The 13094-nt window shown below is 42.4% G+C and carries 13 protein-coding genes and 1 pseudogene; 5 read left to right on the forward strand and 9 right to left on the reverse strand.

Annotated elements, in window-relative coordinates; all coding sequences use genetic code 11:
• The 4 genes and pseudogenes from Q0K96_RS13605 to Q0K96_RS13620 form a co-directional block, all read left to right on the forward strand.
• Window positions 1-247, forward strand: a pseudogene (locus tag Q0K96_RS13605) (TerB family tellurite resistance protein); the annotation flags it as partial.
• A 108-nt stretch (window positions 248-355) separates the two neighbouring features.
• Window positions 356-913, forward strand: a complete 558-nt coding sequence (locus tag Q0K96_RS13610; protein ID WP_297334529.1) for a DUF4256 domain-containing protein — start codon at window positions 356-358, stop codon at window positions 911-913.
• Window positions 914-978: 65 nt separating this feature from the next.
• Window positions 979-4395: a hypothetical protein gene (locus Q0K96_RS13615; RefSeq protein ID WP_297334541.1), complete on the forward strand. Its 3417-nt coding sequence runs from the start codon at window positions 979-981 to the stop codon at window positions 4393-4395.
• A gap of 24 nt (window positions 4396-4419) precedes the next feature.
• Window positions 4420-5193, forward strand: coding sequence for a Fic family protein (locus tag Q0K96_RS13620; RefSeq protein WP_297334530.1), 774 nt, complete (start codon window positions 4420-4422; stop codon window positions 5191-5193).
• Here Q0K96_RS13620 and Q0K96_RS13625 read toward each other — a convergent pair.
• The 7 genes from Q0K96_RS13625 to Q0K96_RS13655 all read right to left on the reverse strand — a co-directional run bounded on the left by Q0K96_RS13625 (window position 5190) and on the right by Q0K96_RS13655 (window position 10186).
• Window positions 5190-5672, reverse strand: a complete 483-nt coding sequence (locus tag Q0K96_RS13625; protein WP_297334531.1) for a hypothetical protein — start codon at window positions 5670-5672, stop codon at window positions 5190-5192. The genes Q0K96_RS13620 and Q0K96_RS13625 overlap by 4 nt on opposite strands.
• Before the next feature lie 132 nt (window positions 5673-5804).
• A complete protein-coding gene (locus Q0K96_RS13630) occupies window positions 5805-7487 on the reverse strand; it encodes a T9SS type A sorting domain-containing protein (RefSeq protein ID WP_297334532.1) in 1683 nt (560 codons plus the stop codon).
• A gap of 4 nt (window positions 7488-7491) precedes the next feature.
• Window positions 7492-8016, reverse strand: a complete 525-nt coding sequence (locus Q0K96_RS13635) for an ankyrin repeat domain-containing protein (protein WP_297334533.1) — start codon at window positions 8014-8016, stop codon at window positions 7492-7494.
• A gap of 19 nt (window positions 8017-8035) precedes the next feature.
• A complete protein-coding gene (locus Q0K96_RS13640) occupies window positions 8036-8578 on the reverse strand; it encodes a YceI family protein (protein WP_297334534.1) in 543 nt (180 codons plus the stop codon).
• Between the two features lie 7 nt (window positions 8579-8585).
• Entirely contained in the window at window positions 8586-8942 is a 357-nt protein-coding gene (locus Q0K96_RS13645; protein ID WP_297334535.1) for a cytochrome c, read from the reverse strand.
• Between the two features lie 2 nt (window positions 8943-8944).
• Window positions 8945-9790, reverse strand: coding sequence for a DUF5777 family beta-barrel protein (locus tag Q0K96_RS13650; protein ID WP_297334536.1), 846 nt, complete (start codon window positions 9788-9790; stop codon window positions 8945-8947).
• A 9-nt stretch (window positions 9791-9799) separates the two neighbouring features.
• A complete protein-coding gene (locus Q0K96_RS13655; protein WP_297334537.1) occupies window positions 9800-10186 on the reverse strand; it encodes a hypothetical protein in 387 nt (128 codons plus the stop codon).
• Window positions 10187-10425: 239 nt separating this feature from the next.
• Here Q0K96_RS13655 and Q0K96_RS13660 point away from each other — a divergent pair, with 239 nt between their 5' ends.
• Complete coding sequence (locus Q0K96_RS13660; protein ID WP_297334538.1) at window positions 10426-11145, forward strand: hypothetical protein; 720 nt, start codon at window positions 10426-10428, stop codon at window positions 11143-11145.
• 35 nt (window positions 11146-11180) lie between these two features.
• Here the strand turns inward: Q0K96_RS13660 and Q0K96_RS13665 are convergent, their stop codons facing one another.
• Together Q0K96_RS13665 and Q0K96_RS13670 are read right to left on the reverse strand one after the other, a co-directional pair.
• Window positions 11181-11771: a hypothetical protein gene (locus tag Q0K96_RS13665; RefSeq protein WP_297334539.1), complete on the reverse strand. Its 591-nt coding sequence runs from the start codon at window positions 11769-11771 to the stop codon at window positions 11181-11183.
• 98 nt (window positions 11772-11869) lie between these two features.
• Window positions 11870-13094 (reverse strand): aspartate kinase (locus tag Q0K96_RS13670; RefSeq protein ID WP_297334540.1); only part of this gene is annotated, 1225 nt, incomplete at its 5' end.

Below are 13094 nucleotides of genomic sequence, written 5' to 3' on the forward strand. Positions count from 1 at the left end.
GCGCTATCCCATTACCCCGCCTTACCTTTATGTGCAAAGGCTTGAACGTTTGTATGACCTTTCGCGCATGGTATATGCCGACCACGTTTTGGGGCCAAAGCAAAAAGAGATACTTACGCGCTTTGCGCTTGCACTGGGCTTTACTCCGGGTAACGTGAAATATATTGTTGACAAAGCCCTTTCGCTTATTGTGATGGGTTCCGACAGCGATACTTTTGTGTATGAAATGCAGCACATGAACAAGTAATACCCGCTACATAATTTAATTAAAGCCCTTAAAGATTTACTTTTAAGGGCTTTACTGTTTTTAGATGTAATTATATAACTTGCAGTAACTATTCATACTAAAATTACTATGAAAAAAGCATTAACAGAACAGCAGTCAGAAAACCTAATCAACATTTTAAAGAAGCGTTTTGAAGACAATATGAACCGCCATATCGGAATTAATTGGGATGATGTGGAAGCGAAGCTAAAAGTAAATACCTTAAAATTGTGGAGCCTGCAACAGATGGAAGAAACCGGCGGCGAGCCCGATGTTGTGGAATTTGATAGTGCATCCGGTGAGTACAGTTTCTTTGACTGCTCAGCTGAAAGCCCGGCAGGAAGGCGCAGCTATTGTTATGACCGCGCCGCACTGGATGCGCGCAAACAAAACAAGCCTGCTAATAATGCTATGGAAGCAGCGGCAGCTATGGGCATTACCCTGCTTACAGAAGCACAGTATGCACACCTGCAGCAGCTTGGCGCATTTGACACTAAAACATCGAGCTGGCTGCTTACCCCTGATGCTATCCGAAAGCATGGCGGGGCGATATTTGGCGACAGGCGCTACAACCATGTTTTTACTTACCACAACGGCGCAGATTCTTACTACGCGGCAAGGGGTTTCAGGGGGTGCCTTAGCGTTTAAGCACAGCCTTTAAGTAATTAAACCGCAATACACTACTTTTGCCTTTTTGGAGTTATAAAGTAGTGATGTTTAAAAGAGGGCTGTTACTTATTTTTATGTGCTGTTTTTCCGCAGTTTATGCGCAGGAAATAACTACGCCTTACAAAAAGCGACTCATTACCGCAGAACGCGATACTATCAGGATTGACAGCGTGAGCATCAATAAAGTATTTTTTAAGCTGCAGGACAAGCAGGGCAAAGATATTGATACCAGCTACTATTCGGTTGACTTTCGTAACAGTGTCCTGGTGTTTAAAAATGGCTACCGCAGTACCGACACGCTTACCATGCGCTACCTGAGCTACCCGGACTACCTTACCAAAAAATACAGCATTTATGATAATACAACCGTAGTGGCTAATGATGCTGCCGAAGGGAGGCGTTATGCCCTTAGTGCCGGCAGCATTAAACCGTTTCGCCCGTTTGAGGGGCTAAACACATCCGGAAGTATTACGCGCGGTGTAACGGTGGGCAATAACCAGAATGCAGTAGTAAACTCAAACCTTGATTTGCAGATAACCGGCAAGCTTTCAAATAAAGTCAGCCTTCGCGCCTCTATACAGGACAGCAACATCCCGTTACAGGAAGGCGGCTACTCTCAAAAGCTGGATGAATTTGACCAGATATTCATAGAAATGTTCAGCGATAACTGGAACATCCGTGCAGGCGACCTTTTCCTGGAAAACAGGCAGTCGCGGTTTATGAATTTCAGTAAAAAGGTACAGGGGCTTTCTACAACCTTTGCTTTTGGGGACACCAGCTCCCGCACAACCATATCTACTGCAGCAGCACTGGTGCGGGGTCAGTATGCCCGCAGCACCTTTACCGGGCAGGAAGGCAACCAGGGGCCTTACAAGCTTCGCGGGCCTAATGAAGAGCTATATGTACTTATTATATCAGGTTCGGAAAGGGTTTTCGTGAACGGGATATTGCTGGAAAGAGGCGAAAGCAACGACTATATTATCGACTACAACGCAGGGGAGATCATCTTTACGCCTTTGTTCCCTATAACCTCCGAAATGCGAATAAATGTAGAATATCAGTACAGCGAGCGCACCTATACCCGTTTTGTTGCCTATGGCGGCATAACCCACGAACGCGAAGACTGGAGCATAGGCGGTTATGTATATTCTGAAAATGATGTAAAAAACCAGCCATTACAGCAAAACCTTTCGGAGGAGCAGGTAGCCATACTACAGGATGCAGGCGATGACACCGGGCTTATGACGGCGCCTTCTGCCTATATTGACAGCTATTCTGAAAACAAGATATTATACCGTAAGGTAATTGTAAACGGCGCAGAGGTTTTTGAATTCTCTAATAACCCTGATGAGGAGCTGTATAATGTAAGGTTTAGCCTTGTTGGGAATAACAATGGCAACTACATACTTTCCAATGCTGCGGCAGTAGGCCGGATCTATGAATATGTACCGCCTGTAGGCGGTGTGCCGCAGGGCAATTATGAGCCGATAATACGTTTAACCCCACCCGTAAAGCTGCAAATTGCCACGGTAATAGGTAAATATAACCCGGATGAAAAAACGCTTGTAGATTTTGAAACCGCCATAAGTAACAACGACCTCAACCTGTACTCCCCTGTTGATGACAATGATAACCAGGGCTATGCGGGCAGGCTTAATGCAAAGCAAAGGCTTTACACAGGCAAATGGGAGGCTGATGCAATTGCCTCATACCAGTTTGTGCAAAAAGATTTCAGGACTATAGAGCGGCTTTTTAATATAGAGTTTAACCGTGACTGGAACCTGTTAGGCATTACCACCACAAATACCAACCAAAGCTACCTGATAGCCGGCACAACTTTGAGGCTGCCGCAAAGGGGGCAGTTAAATTACCAGGCAGAACACCTAAGCTTTTCAGGCACTTTTAGTGGTACACGCCATGTGGTTGACGGTATATATAATTATAACAAACTATTAGTACAGCAACAGGGTAGCTGGCTGGAAAGTAACGGCGACTATGCAAAATCGACTTTTATTCGCAATGAAACCCGTGCCAAGTATCATTTCGGTAAAAACTGGGCGGGCGGTTCTGTAAGGCTTGAAGATAACCGCGAAAAGCTTAAAGCCACCAACCAGCTATCGCAGCTTAGCCAGCGCTTTAGCGAGTTTGGCGCTTTTGTGGGGCGCGGAGACAGTACGCGGGTATATGTTGAACTGGGCTACCTGCAGCGGGTTAACGACAGCCTTGTGGGCGGGCTGCTCAAAAAAGTAAACACATCCCACTCCTATTACCTTAAATCAAGGCTCATCCAGACAGAGAAAAGCGACCTGACTGTTTTTGCTAATTACCGTAACCTTACTTTTGAAGACCCTGCCTTTAAAGACGAACCCTCTTTAAACTCGCGGATACTGTATAATGACCGCTACTGGGACCAGCTTGTGCAGGTTACTACAGCCTACGAAACCACATCGGGCACCATAGCGCAGCAGGAGTTTACATATATAGAAGTTGAACCGGGACAGGGTGTGTATATGTGGAACGATTATAACGACAACGGCATACAGGAACTGCAGGAATTTGAAATAGCGCCATTCCCTGACCAGGCTAAATACGTACGCGTGTTTTTGCCAAACCAGGTCTTTGTACGCACCCATCAAAATAAATTCTCACAATCGCTGACACTTAACCCCAACCAGTGGCAGAATGAAACCGGATTCAAAAAATTCCTCTCCTATTTTTACAACCAGTCCTCTTACCTGATAGACCGTAAGATTGAACGCAGTGGCGGTAATTTTGACCTGAACCCTTTTTCTTCGGCAGAAAAAAATCTGCTTGGCATTACCTCGAGCATACGCAACAGCCTTTTTTACAACCGTGGCAAGCAGGACCATTCGGTTATATACACATTTATAAAAAGCCGTGCTAAAAACCTGCTTACGGTAGGCTCGCAGGAAAACATAAGCAGCTCTCACCAATTGCAGTATGCCCACCTGTTGAAGCAAACATGGCTTTTTAGCCTTAACGGCCAAACTATTAATACCGAAACATATTCTGAAAACTATGGCAGCCGTAACTATGAGATTGAAAGCTATCTTGCGGGGCCAAAAATATCATATATCTTTTCGCGCAATGCCAGTTGGGATGTGTTCTACGAATATGAAAGTAAAAAGAACCGCATAGGCGATGCCGAAACGCTATACCAGCAAAGGCTGGGCACATCATTTAACTATGCATCTGAAAAGCAGTTTACCGTAAGTGGCGAATTCTCCTACTACAAAAATGATTTTACGGGCAACCAGTTAAGCCCTGCTGCATTCCAGATGCTTGAAGGTTTGCAGGCAGGCGAAAACCTTACGTGGAGACTGCTACTGCAAAAAAACCTAACTTCTTTTCTTGATGTTAATATCAATTACCAGGGGCGCAAAAGCGAAACTGCAAAAGCAATACACACCGGCAGCGTGCAACTGCGCGCCTATTTTTAAATTGTAATTTGATTACATTTGTTTATGCAACAGCTCAAGATACTTAAAAGCGAATTTTTAGAACCGTTTACCACGATGCTCCCCTCCGGCACTGAAAAGCGTTTTAATAGCCTGGAAGAGGAAAAAGCAACGGAACGGTTTACTTTTTATAATTCAATGTCTGCTGTATGCTCATCTAAAATTGAAGGAGAAGCTATAGAACTTGACAGCTTTTTAAAATATAAATTATACAATACCGGAATTGCGCAGGAGTTGGTGCAAAAACCTGAAGACCTTTATAATGCTTATGTTTTTGCGCAGGAGAATCTATTGAACATAACAAACTTCTTGAAGGCGCACGCTATATTGTCAGAACATCTTTTAATAAAGGAAAGAAGGGGGAAGGTACGTAATAGCGAAATGATAATACTTAACCATAACACAGGAACGGTAGAGTATGAAGCCTGCCGCGCAGAGATGGTTAAAAAAGAACTGGACAAACTTTTTGAAGATATAGATACCCTGATAAGCTCTGACTTATCATTTACAGAAGTAGTCTATTATGCCGCTTTTATACATCTGGCGTTTGTAAAAATACATCCTTTTGACGATGGTAACGGAAGGGCGGGAAGGCTTTTGGAGAAATGGTTCTTAGCCGAAAAAGCAGGATTTAAATGTTGGCAGGTTCCTGCTGAAAAAATATATTTTGATAATGTAAAACAATACTATACCAACTTACAGCTTACCGGCTTTTTTTATGATAGCACAGATTACAGCAAGGCAATACCGTTCCTGCTCATGCTGCCAACAGCTTTTTAATTAAAATACTGCTTTTCTTTATCTGTAAATGCATCCGACTGCTTTACATATTTTTTTGTGAAAGCCTTCAGGTCAACAGATTGTTTACTATAATTCTTTATGAGAAATGCCTTGTCATTATCAATATCATCCTTATAGCCTGTTATCCATGGCACATTATCCTGAATGTTGAGACGTATAAGCCTCGCCTCATAATCATCCGGATTTTTTTTCAGAGTTTCTTCGAGTAATGATGTTCCCCTGTTAAACAGCTTCGTTTTGGTAATAAGGCCGCTTTCATATTTTGCGAGCAATACAATAGAGGCAGCTTTATAAGCCATAAGGGTAGTATTGCTGCTTTCAATCTTGCTTAAGGAATCATGAAAGTTGTTGGCATCTTCTTCTGACTGTGCAGCACTAACATAGTTTTCCCGAAGGGTTCTTAATTCCGGCACCGAAACACCGGTTAAAAATAAGATACACAACATTACAAGCTTCATTCCCATTTATTTTTTTCGCAATTTACATCTCTTAATTCAAATATCATACCTTTTTATTAATCTGTAAAAAATAGCTTTAAGCCAAAAAGGCTTCCCATTAGGAAGCCTTTTAAATATACTATTCGTTAAATACTATCTCTTTATTATTTTATAAGACGAAACAGCCTCACCGGAATATACCCTCACTAAATAATTTCCGGCTTGTAGTACAGCTATATCTACTGTTACAGTATCAGTACCAGAAGTTACATTAAGCAACTCCTGCCCAAGCATATTACTTATTGTAACTTTGCTTATAGCAGTTTTACCTGTAATGTTTATCACATCAGCCGCAGGGTTAGGGTATATAACAAAAGCTTTGCTATCTACACTTCCTACACTAAGATTGTCTACTGCAGTTATCATTAAAGGTTCGCTTTCACATTCATTTATTGTCTGGGTTACGTAATACTGCCCTCCATCCTGTAGTGGGGTATCAGTATCCACCTCAACAAGCTGCATACCGGCATCCATAATATACCATGTTATCGTTGCATCACCTTCAGTAGTAAATACAAGATCGGCAATAGTATCACCCGGCTCAAACTCCTGTGTTGCTGCACCCGTAGGTGTAGCAGGTATAGCATTAACGGTAACGTTAACCTGTACCCTTGCAGTACTTTCACAACCTGTTACAGCCTGTGCTGCAAAATAAGTACCCGTGGCAAGCACTGTTGTTTCTGAAAGCGGTGTTCCGCCTGTTGCGGCAGGATACCATATAAATGATGCCCCCGCCATGCCTGTAGCTTCAAGATTGGCAACTGTAGCGCCGGCACAAAATACCTGATCTGCATTGGCTGTAGGAGCCGCAACTGTATTTATTACTACCGTAAAACTGCTCTCGGCAGTGCAGTTTGGTGTAGTGCCCGATTGGGCATAAATGTAAATAAGCTGTGTAGCTGTTATAACATCGCCTGCTGCAAGCATGTTTCCTGTAGCGCCAGGCCCTGTATAGTAAGTATTGTTAGGCTGTAATGCAGGCAGGCTATAGCTATTGCAGGCAGTAACATCCATCATTACCTGGGCATTAGCACTGTTAACCGTTACAGCAACTGTTGTGCGTGTACTCTCGCAGGCATCAACAGTTTGCGATACATAATAGTTGCCTGTAGTTAGTGCAGTACCGGCTGCCAGTTCTGTGCCGCCCGATGGTGTGCTGTACCAGTTAAACTCGGCTCCTGCAGCACCTGTAGCCTGTAACGAAGCAACTGTTGCGCCTGTACAGAAAGATTGAGCAGCGGCGGTTGGTACATCAGGTGCTATACAGGTAAATGTCCTGTTCAACTGAAAGCCCCTGAAACCACCATGATAAGCAAGGCTATATCCGGCCCCATTTCCTCTTGCCCAGGCAAAGTCAATATCGGTCATACTGTAAGTAAAGTTAAAATCGCCCGTGCCGCCTGTAAATGCCCTTGTGGCAATAATTGTGCGCGTACCGCCGGCAACGGTATTAGAGCTTACTGTCCAGTTGTTAGTATCGGTAGAAGGCGTGTTGCCCGAACCATTCATTACTGCATCTACCAGCCCGGTATTGGTTGCATAAACAAGATCCTGGCCGCTTGCCATACCCTGTCCTGATGTAAAGGAGCCGAACTGCAGCGCAAACCACCTGTCTGAAGGGCCTGTAAAAGTAAGGGTTACGGTACTGGTTGCATTGTTAAGGTCCATTTTGGCTGTCATACCCGTGGTAAGGGTAACTGTACCGGTAGTTTTAGATTGTGCCCAAAGCCCCGCACCGAATACAAGGACAAGCAAGCAAAGTAATAGTTTTTTCATGAGCTTATTTTTTTAAAAGGTTAATAATATCGTTGTTGTTGGTAAATACGGCATAATCCATAGGGGTTTTGCCTTCTTTGTCTTTTACCGTTTTACTGGCTTTATATTTTAACAGCAGTTCTACAAGTTCTTTATTTTCGAACTGTATTGCATAAATTATTGGCGTAATACCCATTGTATCTGCAATATTAGGGTCGGCTTTGTTTTCCAGCAGTATTTTGGCAAGCGCTGTATTGCCTTTTACAGCCACTGCGGCAAGGGCAGTGCCATTATCACTTATCTGGTTTATGTTCTTTACATTTTTCGCAAGATACTCTGCTACCTCAATATTGCCCCTGTAGCAGGCAAGTATAAGCGGGGTAAAACCCATCGGGCTTATGGCATTGATAATATCTTTATCGGCGGCATGCAGTTTTTGCATGTCTGCAAGGGTGCCATAGCGGGCCGTGTCAAAAACGTCTTTCTCCGCTTTTTGCTGTGCATGGCAAAATGCAGTTATCAGAAGGAGTATAAGGGTAATTTTCTTCATGTTTATTTTAATAAGTTGGTTACTGTTTGTTAAGCGGAAGGCTATATTCTATAATTACTGTTTCGGCAATTTTACTGCTTACTACTTTTGGTATCTCTATACCAAAATCTGCAGGTTTAACATTAAAGCTGCCGGTTAGGGTAATTATGTTGCCGGAGCGCGATACTACCACCCTGTCGGTTATCTTTTTGGTTTTACCATGCAGTGTCAGGTCACCGGTAATAGTAAAAACCTGCCCGGTTGCAGTTAGCTTGCTAATGTCCAGCCCTTCAATTTTCCCTTTAAAGGTAGCTTTAGGAAATTTATCGGTTTCAGCATAGCTTTCATTAAAATGCTCCTCCATCAGCGCAACCTTGAACCGGAACCCTTTCATAAGGGCCAGTACGGCTACTTCTCCCCCGGAAGCATCAAGAGCTGCCGAAACCGATTTATTTTGTGCGGCAACCTCTTCAAAAGAAGGTACAGATGCCTCAAATTTTACTGTGCCCGTGCGTGTGCTGAATTTTTGCCCGTAAAACACAAATGGAATCAGTAAAAACAACAGTATGATATTCTTTTTCATAATACAATTAATTTTCCGGAAGGCCCTGTGCATTCCACTCCAATATAGTATTTATCTTGTCCTGCGGCATTCTCCCGGTTTGCGGCATAAGGCCCGGCTCCCCGTTCTGCCTCTGTATGCGGTCCAGCAGGCCTGCGTTTTCTACTGCCGCCTTAACCTCAGCATAATTGGTAAGCAGGCGGAATGAAGCTGTACCTCCCTGCGAATGGCAGCTTGCACAGTTGGCGTCTATTATGCTTTTTACATTGGCATTATAGGTTATTGCACCCGAAGGCACTTCCTCATCAAGCAAATCTTCATAGGTGTTGGTTTCGCAGCCAACGCCAAACATGGCGACCGCCAGTATTGCTAAATATTTTTTCATCTTTAAAATACCCTGTATAAGTTAAACCCAAAGAAAAAATCGCCATCGCCCCAGTCGCCTGCTGCATTGGTTATGTACCCACTCTCTGTCATGGCCTGAGAGTTGGTAAACAGCAATTGGAATATATGCCCTCCGGTTTCTATATCCAGCCCTACCGAAAGCGGGTTAACATAAAAATCGGGCTTATCGGCGTTATACACATACTCCATGTTAAGCGAAAGCCGCTTGGTTAGCTTTACCCTGCCACCTGCCCCCACAGCAAACTGGTTATCGTTCTCAATTGCAGGGTCATACAGGTTTTTGTGTATATAGGTCGGCACAAGCTCTAACGAAACCTTGTCTGACACCTTGTGCGATATTAATAGCTGACTGGTATAAGTAAGCCTGTCGGCAAATTCCAGCTTTGGGTAATCTTCCTCTTCCAGGAAAGTATTAATGCCTGCTGTGTTATACCCTACAATCTCTAACGGAAAGCTGCTTCCCTGCCTTGCCAGCCTGTATTTAATGCCTGTTTCGTAAACCTTAAGCATAGTATGCCTTGAAGCGCTTACAGAAAGCCATTCGGTAATACCATAAACCCCGCCAAGCTTTGTTGTTGCCATATCAAGCCCAAAGAACTCTGATATACCGTCTTTAAGGGTGCCAAAACGGTGCGATACAACAAAGTAAAATTCATTCTTTGCAGGAATTTTTGTGGTTTGCAGCGTTACAATCTGCAAGCCTTTAAACGCTGCAGTAGCATAGGCCTCATCACCTACCTGTACAGAGTCGAGTTCGTTAAGCAGGTCTTCCTGTGCAGTGGCGGCCATTGCAAAAGACAGGCATGCCAGCAGTATTATTTTTTTCATATCCGGTTGTTAGTTAGTCAGCGTACACTGGTCAAGCTTTACTTCACCAAAAATTTCGTCATAGCCTATACACCTCCCCTTAACGGTTATGGCTTCATCTACATATATTTCCCTTTTTCCTGCAAATGCGCAAAAAACAGCCGAGTCTATAATTACCACCGAATCGTTTACACTGGTAACCCTGCCCTGCACTGCTATTGTTTTATTAAGGTATTTTGCTGTAGCCGCCTCGGCTCCCTGCTCATATTCGGCAAGCATCTGCCCTGCATCTACCGTAAAGGCAGGCTGCTCTCCAGCTATGTTGCGTGCATCTTTATACAGGTAGCTGTTATAGAAAAAGTAGCCTCCTATTATTACAACCAGCAGTATTACTATTATTACAGCGCGCCTGTTCATACACTTGCTTATTAAGATTTAACTTATTTTAACAAAAGTAATTTATATAATAAGCTATGATTAAAGGAAATGGTAAAGGCATAGTTTGGATGAGAATTTGCAGCTTTATAATGAGAATTTGTTAATATGCATTTGCAATATTTTTTAACAACTGTAAAACAGCAGTTTAAGAATTGTGTAATGTGAAGTTAATTTATAATTAACTAACTTTATGCATGTTAAAATAATATTTCAGGATTATGCTGTTTGAAAGAAAAAACCTGATACAGGAATTGCTTAAAGCAAGGGAGCAGATGCTCAAGGAAGAAGCCCTTATGCGGCAGGTAAACGAAATACTGGCCGCCGACGAACAAAAAAGAGAAGAAATTAAGGCAAGGCTGGGTGATGACAGTAACGCTGTATTTAACAATTTTAGCGTAGGGCTACTAGAACCGGGGAGGATTTTTCATATAAGCCAAATACGCAAAATATGTATTGACTACAGGCTCCGCTTTTTAAGCAGCCACCTTTTTAAAAATACTATACCCGAAGAAGCCATAACCGAAATAAAAAGGCTGGAGGCAGTCCATGAAACAAGCCTGAAAGGTTTTATGATAATGGCGCCCTCTAAACAATTTTACCTTAAAAATTATGACGACCCGCTCTTGTTTGCCCCAATCGGCGATGGTTATTATTACTTAATACACAAATGGGGTAATGATTTAAGCCCTTTCCGAAAGATGATGGTAAGGCCAATGCGAAACTTTGGCAGCCTGCTGTTGTTCCTTACGGCGGTAACCATACTGTTCACGTGGGCTTCGGCGAAATGGCTGTTTTATGGTGATAACATGAGCCAGTATGTACTGGTCTCGTTTTTATTTACCTTTAAATCTGTTTGCGGAATTGCTTTATATTACTGTTTTTGGAAGGGCAAAAACTTTAATGATGCCATCTGGAACAGCGAATATTATAACCGATAAAAAAAGCTGCCTTTAAAGGCAGTTTTTTTTATTTATTAATGGTTCCATTCAAGTTTGTCAACATCAAACTCTATCTGCCTTATGCCTTCATCATAAAATTCTACTTCTATAAGAAATTTCTTGGCTGTTTTCATTTTATCTACTATTTTCTTTGTAGGAGAAAGGAAAATCACGTCAGTGCTGTGGTCGCTTGGGTAAGAAACGTTAACCATCATTGGTTTTTCGTCATCAAATTTAACACGTGTTGTACCTCCGTCTATAGCATTACCGGTTACAATCTGTCCCTTTGAGATAAGAAACATAACATCTGTACTTTTCTCCTCATTACGGATTTGAAGGCTTGCAGTAGAACCTCCGTCATACGGAAACTCGAAATTAAGAAGCTGATCGGCATCAATAAATGCAAAGTATTTGGTTTCGCCGCTCATTTTGTCTTTTTCATCGCTGTAGTTCCATTTAGATGCAGGCACTACGGGTGCATTTGCTGCCGCAGGTGTTTCAACAGCAGGTGTTTCTGTTGCAGGTGCTGCCTCGGCTTCATCGCCTCCGGCCGTCATAATAGCTGAAATAACAATAAGTCCGGCAAAGCCAATACCTACATACTTAAGTACTTTTTTTCCACTCATTTTTTAGTTTTTAAGAATTTTTGTAAATATAAAATTTTTCTTAAAATTTACTACAAGTGTTAAAAAAATAAAACAATAAAAAAGTACAAAAAAAAATATTATTCGTTTACAGGTTTGTCTTTTGCCACAATTTGCATGGTTTCCCGGCTTACCTGCCTTACGAGGATATCTTTATCCTGTGCAATTGCTTTTGCCGATTTATCGGTAAAATGCCTTATGGTATAAAGGGAAACATTTTCGTTGTAGGTGACCTTAAACTTCCTGTCGAGTATACTTTTAAGCTCTGCAAAGTTGCCGAACTTATCATCTGCACACACAGAAAAACTGATGGCTGAATTTTGTATAAGGTGCACCTTCATTTTATACTTGTGCAGCAGGCTGAATATCTCGCTTATATTTTCTTCCATAATAAAAGAAAAATCGAGTGATGACAGCGATATCAGCAACTGGTTTTTCTTAACGATATAGCAGCTTGTGTGTGGCTCAAGGTCGGCGCCCTTACTAACACTTGTGCCCGGTAATAATGGGTTTATAAATGATTTTACATAAAGCGGTATTTCTTTGCGCTGCAAAGGCTGAAGTGTTTTGGGGTGTATAACGGTAGCGCCATAAAAAGCCAGCTCTATTGCCTCGCGATAGGAAATCTGGTTAAGCAGTATGGCATTATCAAAATAACGCGGGTCGGCGTTAAGCACTCCGGGCACGTCTTTCCATATTGTTACGCTTTCAGCATTTAGGCAATAAGCAAAAATGGCGGCAGTATAGTCAGACCCTTCCCTGCCTAAAGTTGTGGTAAAATTATTTTCGTCAGAACCTAAAAAGCCCTGCGTAATTACAAGCGTTTTCTTCTTTATGTTTTTGGCAATATTTTGCTGCGTCTGCTCCCAGTCTACAACAGCATCCCTGTAGGTATTATCAGTTTTTATAAACTCGCGAACGTCTTTCCATTCATTGTGCAGCCCCCTGTAATTAAAATAGTGGCTCACTATGGTTGTAGAGAGAATTTCGCCCGTGCTTACCACCTGGTCATACACAAAGTTATAATTTGGCGACTTGTTATTTTTAAGGAAACTTTCTAAATCTGTAAACAGCTTGTTTACCGCAAAGAATACTTCGTGTGTTTCTTCTTCAAACAAATCGAGCAGTATCTGGTTGTGGTATTTTTTTACTTCCTGGATGGATGATTGCAGCTCTGCCGATTTATCCACATAGTTTTTAACCACAACCTCTAAGGCATTGGTGGTTTTGCCCATAGCCGAGATTACCAGCAAGACATTTTCGTGCCCAACTTTTTGCAGCACGTTAAATACATTTTCTATACCC

The sequence above is a fragment of the Flavobacterium sp. genome (genome assembly GCF_024305175.1).
Taxonomy (GTDB): Bacteria; Bacteroidota; Bacteroidia; order Flavobacteriales; family Flavobacteriaceae; genus Flavobacterium.